17 protein-coding genes are annotated in these 17,416 nt (G+C 37.5%); 9 read left to right on the plus strand and 8 right to left on the minus strand.

Annotated features, from left to right (window positions below):
- The first annotated feature begins 72 nt into the window (after window positions 1-72).
- Together yihA and OPU68_RS00600 are read left to right on the plus strand one after the other, a co-directional pair.
- Window positions 73-696 carry a ribosome biogenesis GTP-binding protein YihA/YsxC gene (gene yihA / locus OPU68_RS00595; RefSeq protein WP_498472004.1) on the plus strand — a complete coding sequence of 208 codons (624 nt, stop codon included), beginning with the start codon at window positions 73-75 and terminating at the stop codon, window positions 694-696.
- Window positions 689-1,138, plus strand: coding sequence for a GNAT family N-acetyltransferase (locus tag OPU68_RS00600; RefSeq protein WP_498472005.1), 450 nt, complete (start codon window positions 689-691; stop codon window positions 1,136-1,138). Before yihA ends, OPU68_RS00600 begins: the two co-directional genes overlap by 8 nt.
- Window positions 1,139-1,285: 147 nt before the next feature.
- Here OPU68_RS00600 and OPU68_RS00605 read toward each other — a convergent pair whose 3' ends face one another.
- Both OPU68_RS00605 and OPU68_RS00610 read right to left on the minus strand, forming a co-directional pair.
- Entirely contained in the window at window positions 1,286-1,948 is a 663-nt protein-coding gene (locus OPU68_RS00605; RefSeq protein ID WP_498472006.1) for a response regulator, read from the minus strand.
- 3 nt (window positions 1,949-1,951) lie between these two features.
- Complete coding sequence (locus tag OPU68_RS00610) at window positions 1,952-3,595, minus strand: tetratricopeptide repeat-containing sensor histidine kinase (protein ID WP_498472007.1); 1,644 nt, start codon at window positions 3,593-3,595, stop codon at window positions 1,952-1,954.
- A gap of 126 nt (window positions 3,596-3,721) precedes the next feature.
- On the opposite strand from OPU68_RS00610, the gene OPU68_RS00615 reads away from it, so the two are divergent.
- Genes OPU68_RS00615 through OPU68_RS00625 form a run of 3 tightly spaced genes read left to right on the plus strand, consistent with a single transcriptional unit; the run spans window position 3,722 to window position 7,008 of the window.
- Entirely contained in the window at window positions 3,722-4,318 is a 597-nt protein-coding gene (locus OPU68_RS00615; protein ID WP_498472008.1) for a SprT-like domain-containing protein, read from the plus strand.
- Window positions 4,315-5,394, plus strand: coding sequence for a mannose-1-phosphate guanylyltransferase (locus OPU68_RS00620; RefSeq protein WP_498472009.1), 1,080 nt, complete (start codon window positions 4,315-4,317; stop codon window positions 5,392-5,394). The genes OPU68_RS00615 and OPU68_RS00620 overlap by 4 nt, the downstream gene beginning before the upstream one ends.
- Before the next feature lie 12 nt (window positions 5,395-5,406).
- Window positions 5,407-7,008, plus strand: coding sequence for a YifB family Mg chelatase-like AAA ATPase (locus tag OPU68_RS00625; RefSeq protein WP_498472332.1), 1,602 nt, complete (start codon window positions 5,407-5,409; stop codon window positions 7,006-7,008).
- A 3-nt stretch (window positions 7,009-7,011) separates the two neighbouring features.
- Here OPU68_RS00625 and rnhA read toward each other — a convergent pair whose 3' ends face one another.
- Genes rnhA through dnaB form a run of 3 tightly spaced genes read right to left on the minus strand, consistent with a single transcriptional unit; the run spans window position 7,012 to window position 9,423 of the window.
- Window positions 7,012-7,488, minus strand: a complete 477-nt coding sequence (gene rnhA, locus OPU68_RS00630; protein ID WP_498472010.1) for a ribonuclease HI — start codon at window positions 7,486-7,488, stop codon at window positions 7,012-7,014.
- A 2-nt stretch (window positions 7,489-7,490) separates the two neighbouring features.
- Entirely contained in the window at window positions 7,491-7,841 is a 351-nt protein-coding gene (locus OPU68_RS00635; RefSeq protein ID WP_498472011.1) for a hypothetical protein, read from the minus strand.
- Between the two features lie 10 nt (window positions 7,842-7,851).
- Window positions 7,852-9,423: a replicative DNA helicase gene (dnaB, locus tag OPU68_RS00640; protein ID WP_498472012.1), complete on the minus strand. Its 1,572-nt coding sequence runs from the start codon at window positions 9,421-9,423 to the stop codon at window positions 7,852-7,854.
- Window positions 9,424-9,606: 183 nt separating this feature from the next.
- Between dnaB and OPU68_RS00645 the strand changes: the two genes are divergently transcribed.
- Together OPU68_RS00645 and OPU68_RS00650 are read left to right on the plus strand one after the other, a co-directional pair.
- Window positions 9,607-11,070, plus strand: a complete 1,464-nt coding sequence (locus OPU68_RS00645; RefSeq protein ID WP_498472014.1) for a DUF5687 family protein — start codon at window positions 9,607-9,609, stop codon at window positions 11,068-11,070.
- Window positions 11,071-11,187: 117 nt separating this feature from the next.
- A complete protein-coding gene (locus tag OPU68_RS00650; protein ID WP_498472015.1) occupies window positions 11,188-11,898 on the plus strand; it encodes an ABC transporter ATP-binding protein in 711 nt (236 codons plus the stop codon).
- A gap of 151 nt (window positions 11,899-12,049) precedes the next feature.
- Here the strand turns inward: OPU68_RS00650 and fumC are convergent, their stop codons facing one another.
- Window positions 12,050-13,444, minus strand: coding sequence for a class II fumarate hydratase (gene fumC, locus OPU68_RS00655; protein WP_498472016.1), 1,395 nt, complete (start codon window positions 13,442-13,444; stop codon window positions 12,050-12,052).
- Window positions 13,445-13,729: 285 nt separating this feature from the next.
- Between fumC and OPU68_RS00660 the strand changes: the two genes are divergently transcribed.
- Complete coding sequence (locus OPU68_RS00660; RefSeq protein ID WP_498472017.1) at window positions 13,730-14,005, plus strand: hypothetical protein; 276 nt, start codon at window positions 13,730-13,732, stop codon at window positions 14,003-14,005.
- Between the two features lie 292 nt (window positions 14,006-14,297).
- Window positions 14,298-15,386 (plus strand): peptide chain release factor 1, encoded by a 1,089-nt coding sequence (gene prfA, locus OPU68_RS00665; protein WP_498472018.1) that lies wholly within the window; start codon window positions 14,298-14,300, stop codon window positions 15,384-15,386.
- 48 nt (window positions 15,387-15,434) lie between these two features.
- Here the strand turns inward: prfA and OPU68_RS00670 are convergent, their stop codons facing one another.
- Entirely contained in the window at window positions 15,435-15,860 is a 426-nt protein-coding gene (locus tag OPU68_RS00670; protein WP_498472019.1) for a DUF6146 family protein, read from the minus strand.
- A 298-nt stretch (window positions 15,861-16,158) separates the two neighbouring features.
- Entirely contained in the window at window positions 16,159-17,364 is a 1,206-nt protein-coding gene (locus OPU68_RS00675) for an endonuclease/exonuclease/phosphatase family protein (protein WP_498472020.1), read from the minus strand.
- Window positions 17,365-17,416 lie beyond the last annotated feature (52 nt).

Below are 17,416 nucleotides of genomic sequence, written 5' to 3' on the forward strand. Positions count from 1 at the left end.
TTAAAACCATTAAGACATTGAGTTTTTTCATTAAATAATTTGATTTCTTAATGGTTTTTATATGATATCAAAATGGTAATCAAAACCGCAGAATTTGTAAAAAGCAGCCAGAAGTGGCAGGATTGTCCCGAACCTACGATGGCAGAATATGCTTTCATCGGGCGTTCCAATGTTGGGAAATCATCCCTCATCAATGCAATGATGAATCACAAAGATCTTGCGAAAACGTCGCAGACACCGGGGAAAACCCAGTTGATTAATCATTTTCTGGTAAATGAAGCCTGGTTTCTAACCGATTTACCAGGTTATGGTTACGCAAAAGTTTCAAAAAGTCTCAGAAAAGATTTTGAGAAACTGATCACGAATTATATCCTAAACAGACAAAATCTGGTCAACCTTTTTGTGTTGATAGATTCGCGCCTGGCTCCTCAGAAAATCGATCTTGAGTTTATGGAATGGTGTGGCGAAAACAATGTTCCGTTTTCTATTGTTTTTACAAAAGTAGATAAACTGAAACCTGGAGCAGCCGACAGAAATGTAGAAGCTTACAAAACTGAATTACTTAAAACCTGGGAAGACCTTCCGGATATTTATGTCACCTCAGCAGAAAAGAAAACAGGCACAGACAACATTCTGAAGTTCATTTCAGAAACCAATCAGTTTTTGATCAAAAATAAAGTGCGATTCGATGATTAATGCAGATTGGAAAATCAAAACGTTTTCTGAACTTACCACTACTGAACTTTACGAAATCATCAAAGCCAGAATCAATGTTTTCGTTGTGGAACAGGATTGTCCGTATCCTGATTTGGATGATTATGATCAAAAAGCGATTCATCTTTGGGCAGAAAATAATGGCGAGGTTTTAGCCTATTGCAGGATTTTCGACAAAGGCATTAAATATCCGGAAACGTCTATCGGCAGAGTCATTACCACAGAAAACGGAAGAGGAACCGGACTTGGTAAACAATTGATAAAATATGCTCTGGAGATCATAGAAAACCGATTGGGAACTGGGGAAGTGCGCATTTCTGCACAGGATTATCTGCTGAAGTTTTATTCTGATTTTGGATTCCAGAATACCGGAAAAAAATACTTGGAGGATAATATTCCACATACAGAAATGTTGCGAAAATAAAACAGCCTGAAGAAGTCTTCAGGCTGTTTAGGAAATGATCGTATTGTGTTTTGTGTTTTTACGGTTATTAATCTGTTGCAAAATTAATCACATAAAATCACATTTCCTTACGGTAAACCGTAAAATGGGAAAATAATTTAAAAAATCTCAAATTATTCCCAAATCTTTACAATAAGCTATCAATTGTTCGTTGTTTTTTACCGTCAATGCTAGTTTCATGGCATTCATTCTTTTTTCTACGCTGCTCAAACTATCCGGGTGGATATTTCTTTCCTTTAAAATATTAGGAATGTTTTTCTGCAAAATGCCATCAGAAAGCAACTTTAAAAGTACTATGTCATAATTACTGAATTCCAAAGTATTCACGGTTTTTACCGGTAATTTGAGATCGTGAGAGATATAAGTTTCGTTATTATAAACGGATTGTATGGCTTTTTTAAGTTCTTTGGAATCAGACCGCGCTTTTCGAACAAATGCATTGATGTTCAATTCGTCGAATAACAAGTCTATAATCCCCAGCCTGTGTTCTGCAGAAAAGACAATTACTTTGAGATCGGGATCTGTTTCCCGGCAGAGTTTTATCAGTTCCCGTCCGTTTTTGATGCGTTGTTTTCTGTGATCTTCCTCAAAAGACAGGTCGGTTATCAGAACCTGATAAGGAGCCGATTCCAGATGTTTTTTGAGATATGAAAAAGCATCATCACAATAATAGACGTGATCTACGACCGGGATTTGCAGCTCTTCCAAAACTTTTTGTACAGAAAAATTACTGCTCTCGTGGTCTTCTGCAATTAATATTTTACCGAACATTTCTTATAATTTGATTGATAATTTTAAACCGGTATTACTTTCTTCAATGGCCAGTTTTGCATTGATATTTTCCAATCTGGATCTCATATTGGTAAATCCGTTTTTTTCTGCGAACCCTTCAGAAAGTCCAATTCCGTTATCTATGTATTTGATTTCTCTGGAGTTGTTTTCCTTGATAAATCTTAATATGACCTGACTTGCTTGGCTGTGTTTTTTCATATTCACGAGAAGTTCTCTTATGATCTGAAATAGTTCTTCCTTAGAAACCTGATCAATTCCAATCCAGAAATCGACATCATTGCCAATGATAATGATCTTGGTGTTATCATTATCAAAAGAGCTGATTAAGCCTGATATTTTCTCACAGAAATCCTGCTGAGGTGTATCGTCGTATGATAAATCCCGTGATTTTTCGTACATCATTTCCAATTTGTCGAGGATTTTTTCTTTCGGAAGATCGTTTTGATTTTCTATCGTTGTCATTACTTCATAGATTCCGTTGGCAACCACGTCGTGTACTTTTTTGGAAAAGTCCAGACGCTGTTCCTGCAGTTTATTATCCGCATCCTGGATCAGGCGCTGCCGTTTCCTTTTGATCCATAAAAAGATAATAGACAGGAGCAAGATTGTACCTAGGAAAATACCCCAGCTGATGATTTTCTGGCGTAGAATTTTATATTCATTTGTCGTTTTTTCTTTTTGTAATTTGAGATTTTCCGCTTTGGATTTTTCGCTTTCAAAACGGATGAGTGCAAATTGATTTTTTGCTTTGTTTTGGGCATTTACCAAGCTGTCCTGAATTCTTGTATAGTCATCAAAATATTTTTGAGAATGCGGCGCATCTGATATTTTGATCAGATTTTGCAACGCTTCCAGTTGATCCGCAGGATAATCCAGCTTTTGAGCAAGAGCCAGCATCTTATTAGCATATAATTTTGATGAATCAGTATTTTTATTTAAATAATAAGCAGACAGATAGGCATAAGCTGCATCTTTTGTCCACTCGTCATCCAGATTTTTACTCAGTTTTTCTGCGAGTAGATAATTGTGAACTGGGTTATAATTTTTTTCTTCAAACCACTTGCTTCTGGAATAATTCAATAATAATCTTGGATAAAATTCGCTTTTACTGCCCACACTATCCAGTAGTTTGGTGTAGATACTAACTGCTTTTTTGTAATTTTTTTCATTATGATAAATCATCGCAAGATTGTTCCCCAAAGCCATTTTATCAATAGGATCTTTGGTAAACAAAAATGCTTTTTCATTGAAGCGCCTTGCGTCATTGTAATTTTTAAGATTCAAAGAAGCAACTCCCAAATTGTTGTAGTTGCAAAATAGAAAATTATAATGAGCCGTATCTTTTTCTTTCAAAAACTGGCTCGCATGCAAGCTTGTTTCAATGCTTCCAAAATTATCGCCTTCTTTTTCCTGGATGATTGCCATATTCACAAAACATTTCCCCATCCCGAAACTGTCATTTCTCTTTTGGAAAAGCTCTTTGGCCTTGTCCAGATAAAAGAAAGAGCTGTCCGAGTCTTTATCCATAAAGACAAATGCTTTTTCGTAGAAAGGATTAACCTGGTTTTTGGATGATTTTATTTTTGGCATTTCTTCCTTGGAACAACCCATTAGAAGTAACATCAAAAAATAGAAAAACGATCTGTTCAATTTTACAATTTATCCGAAATTTAAGGAAAATATCAATAATTGAATAATAATTAATTATAAAATCAACGTTAATCATTATTTTTGTTGATCATTCGATTATTAATGTCAATCAAAACTTTAGAGCAATATCTTCCTGAAAACACATTTCCTTTTCTCAAAAAATGGTTTTCGGATCATTATATTCATATCAAGATTACCAAAAACAGGAATAGCAAACTCGGAGATTACAGAAGATTGCCGGACAAATCTCATCAGATCACGGTAAATTCTACCTTAGATAAACAACTTTTCTTCTTTGTTCTGACGCACGAACTGGCTCATCTTATTGCATTTGAGAAATTTAATTTCAGAATCAGTGCGCATGGGAAAGAGTGGAAAAATACATTTACAGAGATGCTTTTGGAAAGTATAGATATCTATACTGATGATCTGAAACCAATTGTTTTAAAATTCTCAAAAAATCCGAAAGCCAACTTTATGGCAAGTCCGGAGTTAGTGCGTTATTTCCATATCGAAAATCCTGAGGATAATTTTGTTTTTGTTGAGAATTTATTAATTAATGATGAATTTCGTTACAAAGGCGATGATTATAGACTATTGGAAAAAAAGAAAAAGTTATATCTTTGCGTCAATTTGAAAAACGAAAAAAAATATTTATTCCGCCCTCTGGCAGAGGTCGAAAATACTAAACAAATATGACCAACAATAATTACTGTGTGATAATGGCTGGTGGTATCGGAAGCCGATTTTGGCCTATGAGTACTCAGAAATTTCCAAAGCAGTTTCACGATATTTTAGGAACAGGGAGAACAATGATTCAGCAGACTTTTGACAGAATCAATCAATTGATCCCCAAGGAAAACATCTATGTAATTACAAATCAGGAGTATGTGGAACTTACGCAACAGCAGTTGCCAGATATTCCGGCTAATAATATCGTAGGTGAACCTGCAATGAAAAACACTTCGGCTTGTAACCTTTATATGGCCAAAAAGATAGAAAGCGCAAATCCAAATGCCAATATCATTGTAATGCCGGCTGACCATTTAATCCTGAAAGAAAGAGCTTTTCTTGAAAAAGTAGAACTTGGCTTCAAATTGACTTCGGAGAATGATTATCTGGTAACTTTGGGTATCACACCAACAAGACCTGATACAGGCTATGGTTACATCCAATTCATTCAGGAAAACAATGAAGATTATTCCAAAGTAAAAACGTTTACAGAGAAACCAGATCTTGAGATTGCAAAAAGCTTTTTAGAATCGGGTGATTTTCTTTGGAATGCGGGAATTTTTGTCTGGAGTGTGAAAAGCATCTTGTCTGCTTTCAAAAAATATCTTCCCGAGATGTCCAATCAATTCAATAATTGTGAATATAATTGTGAAGCTGAGAAGGAATGCATTGATTTGATTTACCCAACTGTTAGCAAAATATCAATAGATAATGGTATTCTGGAAAAAGCCAACAATGTTTATGTCATCCCTGCCAATCTTGGTTGGAGCGACTTGGGAACCTGGACTTCGGTTTACACCAATGCAGACAAGAACGACGATAACAATGCAATAAGTTCTAAAAACGTCCTGACTTACAACTCAAAAGGCAATGTCATCAGAATCAAAAACCAGAACAAAGCGGCAGTTATAGATGGTCTTAAAAACTACATTATTGTAGACACGGAAAAAGCGTTGCTGATTTGCCCACGAGAAAATGATCAGTTGATAAAAGACTACGTTTTGGATCTCAAAAACCTGAAAAAAGGCGAACGATTTATGTAATGTGATTTATTTATCAAAAAATATTTAGCTCTTTGGTGTTCATCAAAGAGTTTTTTTTATTTTTGGAAAAACGAAACACAAATGCTTGTTAAAATTTACGGTGCTGCCATCCACGGCGTTTCTGCACAGATTATTACCATAGAAGTTAATGTAGATCAAGGTGTCGGCTACCATTTGGTTGGCCTTCCGGATAATGCTATTAAGGAAAGCAGTTATCGGATTTCCGCAGCGCTCAAGAATTCAGGATTCAAAATTCCGGGTAAGAAAATTACCATCAATATGGCACCGGCAGATCTTCGGAAAGAAGGTGCAGCTTATGACTTGAGCATCGCATTGGGGATTTTAGCCGCTTCTGATCTGATAAAATATGATACGCTCAGCGACTACATCATTATGGGAGAACTGTCTCTGGATGGAAGTCTGCAGCCCATCCGAGGCGTTCTTCCAATTGCTATCAAAGCGAGAGAAGACGGCTTCAAAGGCATTATCCTTCCGAAGATAAATGCACGGGAAGCTGCCATTGTCAATCAGCTCGATGTCTATGGCATTGATAATATTAAGGAGGTCATTGATTTCTTTAATGATGATATTGCATTAGAAAAGTTTGAAATCGATACGAGAAAGGAATTCCAAGATAAAGTTGATCATTTCCCATTTGATTTTGATGAAGTCAAAGGACAGGAATCTGCCAAGCGTGCGATGGAAGTTGCAGCAGCTGGTGGTCATAATATCATTCTGATCGGTTCCCCAGGAAGTGGAAAAACGATGATAGCCAAGCGTTTACCGAGTATATTGCCGACACTCAGTCTCAAAGAATCTTTAGAAACCACAAAGATTCATTCGGTGGCAGGAAAGATGGGTGCCGAGACTTCATTGATAACAATTCGACCGTTTCGTGCGCCGCACCATACAATTTCGGACGTAGCTTTGGTTGGCGGCGGAAGCTATCCTCAGCCTGGCGAAATATCTTTGGCTCACAATGGTGTTTTGTTTCTGGACGAAATGCCTGAATTCAAAAGAACGGTTTTGGAAGTAATGAGACAGCCGTTGGAAGACAGAGTTGTTACGATTTCCCGAGCCAAGTTTACCATAGAATATCCTGCAAGCTTTATGCTCGTTGCGAGTATGAATCCAAGCCCAAGCGGTTATTTCCCTGATGATCCCAACAATACATCATCCACAATGGAAATGCAGCGTTATATGAACAAATTATCCGGACCGCTTCTGGACAGGATCGATATTCATATTGAAGTTTCTAAGGTGGAATATGAACAACTGACAGAGAAGAGAAAAGGCGAAAGTAGTGCAAGCATCAGAGCGCGGGTGAACAAAGCGAGAGATATTCAGAATGAAAGGTATAAAGATTCCGACATCAGCTATAATGCGCAAATGGGATCTAAGGAAATGGAAAAACATTGCGAACTGGATGAATATTCTCAATTATTGATAAAAGCTGCAATGTCAAAACTGAATCTCTCTGCCAGAGCCTACAGTAGAATTTTGAAAGTTGCCAGAACAATAGCCGACTTGGAAGGTTCCGAAAATATACAGGGCGATCATATTTCGGAAGCCATTCAGTATAGAAGCCTGGATCGGGATTTTTGGAATGTTTAGGGTTTAAAATAAGCCGCCTTCGTTTTGATTCTCAAAATAAGAATCGATCTCCAGCTTTCCGGATTTTGCAGCGGCAACAGCCAATTGATCACAGATCTCGTTTTCGGGATGACCGGCGTGACCTTTTATCCAATGGAATTTCGGCTCGTGAAGTTGATACAAAGTATAGAATTCTTTCCAGAGATCTGGGTTTTTGACATTCTTCCAGCCACGTTTGATCCAGCCATAGATCCATTTCTGATTGATGGCATCCGCAACATATTTGCTGTCGGTAAAGACGTGGACATCGTTGTCAGAAGTTCTTAGATTACCTAATGCAACAATTACCGCCATCAGTTCCATCCGGTTGTTGGTGGTCTTGCGAAAACCTTTAGAATAGGTTTTCTGATATTTTTTTTCGGGAACGCGCATGAGGATACCATAACCGCCGGGGCCGGGATTCCCGCTGCAGGCTCCGTCTGTAAAGATTTCGACTCTCAACTTTATAATCTGAATTCTTTTAAATGTTCAATAAATAATTCTAATGTTCTCCTATAAGAATTTAAAATATCCTTATTGCTTTTGGCTAACATCTGGCGTGCATCTGTTGGCTCATTTATTAGGTTGTTTGTAAAAAGACAACCATTTTCAAATTCAGACAAAAGTAATCTGATTTTTAATTTCAGCTCTTGTATTTCGCTCAATGATTCTCTTAGTTTCGCTTTGTCATCAAAACTCATTAAACGTGTGTCAACAATACTTGAATTAATATTTTTCTCTAAGAAACTATCGGCTTGCCTAATATATTCATTCGCTTTTTCAATGAAAAAGTCAGGTGTTTTGATTGTTTTCATATTGTAGTTTTTAAAACGGCATATCATCATCATCATCATTCATCGCAGAACCGGAAACCTGATTGTTATTAGGAAGTCCGAATGCCGAATGTGGATCACTCGTGATGGTAATTCTATCGAAACCTGATGGCTCATCTTTCTGACCGAAGTTTGATGGCGTGTACTCGTAATTGGTTCCAAGGTCGGCAAACTTACCAATGTTCTTGTGGAAAGCTAAACGAACGTCTGCAGTCGCACCATTTCTGTGTTTTGCAATAATGATTTCAGCCTGGTTTTCTGTACTTGTTTCTGTACCTTCTTCGTCATTATCCCAAACCCCGATTTTGTAATATTCTGGTCGGAAGATGAAGGACACGATATCCGCATCCTGCTCAATTGCACCGGATTCACGGAGGTCAGAAAGCATTGGTCTTTTTCCAGGGCGCGTTTCCACACTTCTGGAAAGCTGGGAAAGTGCGATCACAGGAACATTAAGTTCTTTTGCGATTGCTTTCAAAGATCGGGAGATCATTGCAATTTCCTGCTCACGGTTTCCTGCACCTTTTCCGGAACTTGCTGTCATCAGCTGAAGGTAATCGACCATAATGATCTTCACGCCGTGCTGCATTACCAATCGTCGGCATTTTGCCCGGAAATCGAAGATGGAAAGGGAAGGGGTTTCATCAATATAAAGTGGTGCATTTTCAAGAGCAGAAACGTTCGTGAACAATCTTTGCCACTCTTCATCTGCCATTTGTCCTTTTCTCAATTTCTCTGATGAGATACCTGTTTCGGAAGAGATCATCCTTGTAATCAACTGGACAGATGCCATCTCCAGAGAGAATAATGCCATCGGAATATTATGATCTACACAGATATTTCTTGCCATAGACAGGATAAAAGCCGTTTTCCCCATCGCCGGTCTTGCCGCAATGATGATAAGGTCTGAGTTTTGCCAGCCACCGGTTTCTTTGTCTAAAGCTGTAAATCCTGATGGAATTCCGGACAGACCTTCTTTATCTTTCAGAGATTTAATCTTATCAATCGCTTCTTTTACCAATGAATTGGCTGTGTCAAAACCTTTTTTTATGGTTCCGTTAGTGATTTCGAAGAACGACTGTTCTGCTTTGTCAAGCAGTTCGAAAACGTCGGTAGTTTCTTTGTAAGAGCTATCGATCACGTTAGCGGAAACATTAATTAATGATCTTAAAATGAATTTTTCCAAAATCACACGCACGTGATATTCGATATGAGCAGATGAACTTACGCCCATTGTCAGGTCAATAATATAATGATCACCTCCGCCAAGACTTAATTTTTCGGTTCTTTTAAGTTCCTGAATCACAGTCATCAAATCGATAGGCGAGTTACTTTCGTACAGTTTCAAGATTGCCGCAAAAATGGTCTGGTGTCTTGGGTCGTAGAAAACTTCCGCTGTGAGTAAATCTATAGAATGATCGAGCCCTTTTCTGTCAATTAGAAAAGTTCCGATCACAATTTTTTCAAAATCCAATGCATTGGGTGGCATTTTGCCATCCGAAATAGAGAGTTCCTTTGCAAAATTACCGTGAATCAAAGACGATAATGTATCCTTCTGTGCCATTTTACAAAGATATAATTTTTGAAAGTTCTGTCAATTTTAGTTATATGCAAACAACTAACAATTTTTATATTCAAATGTTAATAAATTAAAATATTTTGTAACATTTCCAGATAAAAATGAACTTAATAAATAGAAACATTAGCAAATTCTAAATTCATTAAATTTAACCAAAATATCACAACTATGCTGCAACGGTTTATCAAGTTAGAATTCAAAAGTTTTTTCAGATCCAGCTCTTTGGCTGCGAATATTATAGTGAAGATTTTCCAGCTTTTGGGAATGTTGTATTTTTTGGCGATGTTTGTAGGTATTGCTTTTATTGCTTATTACCTGCCAAAGAAAGAATTGCATATCGATCCGGTGTCTTTCATCAGTAAGTATTTGATCTATTGGCTGGTTGCTGATCTTTTCCTCAGGTATTTTTTCCAGCAGATGCCGACTCAGAACATCAAACCTTTTCTGACAATGAACATCAGGAAAAGCACGCTTGTGAATTATATGATTGGTAAAACTTTCTCCTCATTTTTCAGTTGGGGCGGACTTTTCATTTATATTCCACTTTTAGTGATCTTGCTTTACAACGGTCATTCGGTTGCGGGAAGTTTCTCATGGATCTTTGCTATTATCATTTTAAGTTTTTGCAGTAATTTTCTTAATATTCTTTTAAACGGAAAAGATGCTGTTGTCTGGATACTTGGTGTTGTTCTGGTCACATTTGCGGGATTAGATTATTATAAAATCATTTCTTTATCGTCGTTTTCGGAATTGGTTTTTATTAAATTTTATCATCATTGGTGGACGATTGTTATTCCAATAATATTAATGTTAACAGGATTCTTCATAGTTAAAAAATTCATCAAAGAAAATTTCTATCTGGACAAAGGTTTGGAAATGAAACAGGAAGTCGGAAAGACGGAAAGCATTCAGTTTCTCAATAAATATGGCGTTCTAGGAACATTCATCAACAATGACATCCGAATGATAAAACGAAGCAAAGCTGCGAAATCAATTACTTTGGGAAGTTTTCTCTTCTTGTTCTACGGATTGCTGCTTTTTAGTAATCCGATGTATGAAACTCCTTATATGCAGCTGTTTATGGGACTATTCGTAACGGGCGGATTTCTTTTTATGTTCGGACAAAGAGTGCCATCGTTCGATAGTTCCTATTATCCATTGATGATGACTTTGAATGTGCCTTATAAAGAATATCTGAGGGCAAAATGGTCGCTCATCGTGAGCGCTGTGGCTGTGAGTATGGTTTTGGCAGTTGCTTATGCATTTATAAGTTGGGAATTGTATTTTACATTTCTAGCGGGCGGACTTTACAATATCGGCGTCAATTCTCAGATTGTTTTGTTATCCGGAGCTTATAACAAAAATCCTGTCGATCTTAATTCCAGAGGAAAATCTTTAGGCAAGAAAAATAATTTCAGTTTCAAAAGTATCTTAATGATTTTACCTCAAATGGTTTTGCCAATGGCCGTTTTCGGTGCTACAAAATATTTCTTCGGAACAGCCGCAGCAGTTGCTAGTTTGGCTGCTTTGGGATTGATCGGTTTTCTTTTCAGGGAAAAATTCTTCGATTTCATTGTCAAGCTTTACAAGAAAGAGAAATATTCCACCATCAAAGCTTTTAAAGGAAATTAATGATAAAATAATTTCTTTAGTTGTTTGATGAGTTTTACGCCTTTGCGAACCTTAAAATATTTTCAATAATAATACAAAATCTTTGCGCACTTTGCGTTCAAAATAAATCTAAATAAAATGATCACAATAAATAACCTCTCCAAAGTTTACGAAACAAAAAAAGTCTTAAGCATAGAAACACTTGATTTCCAAAAAGGTCAAACCATCGGTCTGGTTGGGAATAACGGCGCTGGAAAAACCACCTTGTTCAGTTTAATTCTTGATTTGATAGAACCAACTTCGGGCTTCGTTGCCATCGACGAAGAAAAAGTCAACGAGTCCGAAAATTGGAAAAACAAAGTCGGCGCTTTCATCGATGAAACTTTTTTGATTGGATATCTCACGCCCGAAGAATATTTCTATTTCCTGGGCGAACTCAGAGGTCAGACCAAGACCCAAGTTGACGAATTCCTGAAAAACTTCAACGATTTCTTCAACGGCGAAATCCTGAATGCCAAAAAATACATCCGTGACCTTTCCAAAGGAAACATGAAAAAAGTCGGAATCATCGGTGCTTTGATTGGAACGCCTGAGATTATTATCCTCGATGAGCCTTTTGCAAACTTAGATCCTTCAACGCAGATTAAACTTAAAAATTTAATCAAAGACTGGTCTCACAATTCTGATTCCACATTTCTGATTTCCAGCCACGATTTGGCGCACACCACAGATGTTTGTGAAAGAATTGTGGTCATCAACAAGGGAGAATTGGTAAGAGATATCCAAACATCTCCGGAAACACTGAGAGATTTAGAGCAATATTTTGCTGATCAGGTTTCAGTAATTTAAAAAAGTAAATTCTTCCAGATTTCAATTTTGATGAGGAATAATTATAAGATCTGCCTAATTTGCTTAATCTGCGAGAATATTAAGACAAAAAAATGCCTCAGAAATTCCTGAGGCATTTTTTTTTAACTTCTGATATCTAAACTCTTGCGTTTTATTTCAAGCTTCCAACCATATCTTCCGGTTTTACCCATTCGTCAAATTGTTCAGCTGTCAAAAGTCCAAGATTCACGGCTTCTTCTTTCAAAGTCGTTCCGTTCTTGTGTGCTGTCTTAGCAATTTTAGCCGCATTTTCGTAACCGATGTGCGTGTTCAATGCTGTCACCAACATCAAAGATTTGTCAACCAATTCTTTGATTCTAGGTTCGTTCGGCTCAATTCCAACTGCGCAATGATCATTGAATGAAATCATAGAATCCGCCAACAACTGTGCAGATTGCAAGAAATTATACGCCATTACTGGTTTAAAAACATTCAGTTCATAATTTCCTTGCGTTCCAGCGAAAGAAATTGTTGTATCATTTCCAAGAACTTGCGCACAAACCATTGTAATCGCTTCGTTCTGAGTCGGATTCACTTTTCCTGGCATAATAGATGAACCTGGTTCATTTTCAGGAATGTGGATCTCACCGATTCCAGATCTTGGTCCGGAAGCTAACAATCTGATATCCTGAGCAATTTTATAAAGAGAAACCGCCAATTGCTTCAATGCACCGTGAGATTCCACAATGCCGTCGTGCGCTGCCAAAGCCTCGAATTTATTCGGAGCCGTTACAAAAGGAAGTCCTGTGAAGTCCGCGATATATTTCGCAACCAAAACATCATAACCTTTCGGTGTATTAAGTCCGGTTCCTACCGCAGTTCCACCCAAAGCCAACTCTTTCAGGTGATCCAAAGTATTGTTAATTGCTTTTTTCGCATAATCCAATTGCGCAACATAGCCGGAGAATTCCTGTCCAAGTGTCAAAGGCGTCGCGTCCATCAGATGCGTTCTTCCGATTTTCACGATGTTCTGGAATTTTTTCGCTTTTTCGTCCATTGTATTTCTCAGTTTTTCCAAAGCAGGCAAAGTCTCTTTCACCACTTTCGTGTAAGCTGCGATGTGCATTGCTGTTGGATAAGTGTCATTGGAAGACTGAGATTTGTTCACATCATCATTCGGGTGAACCAAAGTTTTCTCGCCAAGATTACCGCCGTTCAAAACGTGAGATCTGTTGGCAACCACTTCGTTCACATTCATATTGGATTGTGTTCCGGAACCTGTTTGCCAGATTACCAAAGGAAACTGATCGTATAATTTGCCTTCAAGAATCTCATCACAAACTTTCCCGATGAGGTCTCTTTTTTCTTGGTCAAGAACGCCTAACTCCGCATTGGTAAACGCCGCAGCTTTTTTCAGGTAAGCAAATGCATCGATGATTTCGCGAGGCATACTTCCTTCCGGCCCGATTTTGAAATTATTTCTGGAACGCTCCGTCTGTGCACCCCAAAATTTATCTGCAGGCACCTGCACGTCGCCCATTGTGTCTTTTTCGATTCTGAAACTCATTATATATTTATTAAATTTTATTTTACTACAAAAGTCACACAGAAATCCTTGCATCAGCAAAGAATAAAATTTCTTTGCTAAGTTTTACGGCTTTGCGACCTTACAAACGATCAATTTTAAATAATTCTTTGCGGGCTTTGCGCTTAAATAATTTTAGCAAAGCAAACATTTTTAAAACCTTACGAAATTACTAAAAACTAAAAGTTCAGCAAAATGAAAAAAATCAATCCCGAAATTTTGTGAAATAAAATAAAAACGTCTATTTTTGCTCAAAATAATAGCATTATGATGTTATCAGCTTTTTGGCCGGTTTACCAATTCCTATGGACAGTTTACTTTTTCACAATGTTCTTGTGTGGATTTTGGTGTATTTTTATGTTCTTCGGATTTATCGTACCACTTTGGTTAACAGAAGGTGTTGCAGAATATTTTGGAAAAATCAATAAGAATTTTGATCCAGAACAAATAAGATACAAAAAGCTTTATGAGCAGGAAGGTGTAGAAGTGATCTACCAAAGACCAGCAGGTGAAAAACCAGCAAGTCAAGGTCACCACCATTGATTTGGCAATTTTCTTTTCGTGAGAGATTGCACTCAAAGCGAAACAATATATATTTGAATCCATTCTTTTAAGAGTGGATTTTTTTATTTTAAAACAAAGACACAAAAGAATTAATAAAGAACACAATTAAGTTACTCGTTATCAAAAAATAACTTTGTGAGCCTTGTGTAAAAACCTTGTGCCTTTGTGGTTTTTAAAATTATAAAACTATTTTTATTGAATCTTAAGTCTTGATTCTTGCCTCTTTCTTCTTGTTTCTTAATTCCGTATCTTTGCAAACTAAAATTTACCTATGTCCAAGTCATTAATTCCAAAACTGGAAGCGATAAAACAACGATATAATGAGGTCGCAGATCTTATCATCCAACCGGATGTGATCACTGACCAAAAAAGATATTCCACACTTAACAAAGAATACAGCGATCTTGGAAAGATCGTAAAAGTATTTGATGAATATAAAGGTGCTCTTGATACGATTGCAGAATCTGACGAAATCATTGCCGACGGATCTGACAGAGAATTCGTAGAAATGGCAAAGCAGGAAAAGTACGAAGCAATGGACAAACTTCCGGAATTTGAAGAACAGCTTAAGTTCCTTCTGATTCCGAAAGATCCTACCGATGACAAAAACGTAATTGTGGAACTTCGTGCCGGAACCGGTGGCGATGAAGCGGCGATTTTTGTGGAAGATGTTTACAGAGCTTATGCAATGTACTTCAAAACGAAAGGATGGAAGCACGAGATCACAGATTCCAGCGAATCTACTAAGGGCTACAAAGAATTAATTTTAAAAGTTGAAGGAGAAGGTGTTTATGGCATTATGAAGTTCGAATCCGGTGTTCACCGTGTGCAGCGTGTTCCGGAAACAGAATCTCAGGGTCGTGTGCATACTTCTGCGATTACGATTGCGGTTTTACCGGAAGCTGAAGAGATTGATTTTGAACTGAATCCTGCTGACATCGAAATGCAGACATCGCGTTCCGGAGGTGCTGGTGGACAGAACGTAAACAAGGTTGAGACAAAAGTTCAGTTGACGCATAAACCGTCCGGAATGGTTGTGGTTTGTCAGCAAGCGCGTTCTCAGTTGGCAAACAGAGAGTTAGCAATGGAAATGCTCCGAACAAAATTATATGATATTGAAGTTCAAAAATCTGTTGGTGACATTGCGGCACAGCGTAAATCTATGGTTTCCACTGGTGACCGTTCTGCAAAGATCAAAACTTACAACTATCCGCAAGGGAGGGTGACAGATCATAGAATTAATAAATCGATGTACAATCTGGATGCTTACATGAATGGCGATATTTCTGAGATGATTGATGCTGTAATAATGGCTGAGAATGCTGAGAAATTAAAAGGAGAAGAAGAGGGTATTTCTTAATATTCTCATTTTATATAAACGAAAAGACTGCAAATTTGCAGTCTTTTTCTATTTTACTTTATCGATTCCTCTCAGTCCATTAAACCTAATTCCGTATTTCCAATTGCAATAGGCAAAAAATTGATACATTCTGTATTCGAAGTCTAAACCATAATTTTCTTTTGGATCATAATCTATGGCGACTTCATAAAAATTTGGATTTGTGCCGGAATAGAATCTGGAATTCCATTCGTTGACCAAAATGGTATTCCGGGATTTTAAACTGCTTTCTGTAAACATTGATTTTGGTTGTGCTCTGGTGGCAACAAAGGTTTCATATTCGGCATCGAAAACGGTGATTTCCCATTCGTCTGCGGAATCGGTCTTCTTTTGGGTTGCGATGGATGGTTTTTGGTCTTGTGCTAATGGTTTTGAACTTGTGGAACAAGACCAGATGAAAGCGGAAAATATGGCGAGGGCGATTAAGTTTTTCATGTTTAAATTTGGATTGAAGTTATAATATTCTCGCTGATTTTGCAGATTTGTATCTGATGGCAATTTGCAAAGTCTAAGAAAGACTAAGTTACATAAGTTATTTTACATTCTCTATTGGTGCGTTGAATCTCTCGCAGCCCGAGCTGAGTGGAGCTCATTTTTTTTGCTAGGGAAAAGGGTTTTGGCAAAAAAATAGCGGGAACGGAGCGCGGGAAAGCTGCCCAAATAATTTCTATTTAAAGTAAACAAAAAACCGTTCCAAAGATTTGAAACGGTTTGTATTATGAGTGAAGTAATATTAAGGTGCTGGGTCTTTCTGCAAAACCACAAATGCCGGAAAGTGATCGGAATAACCGCCGGTAAACTGATCGCCATTCCACGAACGGAAAGGGTAGCCTTTGTAATTTCCTTCTTTGTTGACCAAATATGCCGGTGCAAAAATCTCCGCTTTGAAAACCGTGTAATCTTTTCTCAGTTCTTTGTTTGGAGAGTATAAATTAGAAGAAACGATGATCTGATCAAATAAATTTGGTGCGTCCTGATAAGCCAAAGATGCAACACCATTTTTATATAAAGGATACATCAGATTGAGATAAGGTGTCGTTTCTGACAGATCTTTCGGATTGCCAGCTGCTTTCAAATAATTTTTTAAACTTGGACTGATAGGATCATCATTGAAATCGCCCATTGCAAACATTTTGGTCGAAGGGTCTAATGCTTGTACACTGTCCATTTCCTTTTTAAGGATTGTGGCTGCTGCATTTCTTTTTGGAAGAGAAGCCGCTTCACCACCTCTTCTGGATGGCCAGTGATTTAGGAAAAATGCTACTTTTTCGTTATCAAGGAAACCTGTCAATACAACAATATCTCTGGTATATTCTCTTCTGCCCTCGTCGCCAAAGATTTTCACTTCTTTTTTCCAAGATTTGGATGGTGTGAATCTTCTTTTCTGATAAATAAAACCAACATCTATTCCTCTGTAATCATAAGAGTTGAAATGAACAACGCCGTAATCATATTTCGCAATGGCAGGCTCTTTTACAAGATCCTCCATCACCTGGCGGTTTTCTACTTCTATTAAACCTACGACAACCGGAGCTGTATTGGTGTAAGCTTTTCCCATTTCTGAGATTACTTTTGCTTCGTTTTCTAATTTTTGCTTATAGATCTTATAATTATAGTTTTTACCACTTTTTGGTGTGAACTCTTCAGATCCGCCTTGTATTCTTACCACTTTCTTTCCTTTAAGTGATTGGTCGTTCCAAGGCCCGGCGTAATCTTTCTCCGTAACTTCCAGATATTTGACGGAATCCAACGGTACACTTCTGTGGAAAGAAGGGTTGCTGATGTCTTTGGTACCATCTATATAATCAGCGGAACGAACGGTGTCCCAGAGATTTTCAACGTTCAGAAATCCTACAGTAGCCGCACGCACCTGTCTTTTTTGTTGTGCAGATAATAAGGAGATACTAAAAATAGCAATTAAGCCTATAATGTTTTTCATAAATAAAATATGTAAGGCTACAAAAGTAATTTTTTTTGGTTTGTTGCAAAAT

Source organism: Chryseobacterium sp. TB1-D10 (assembly GCF_059803555.1).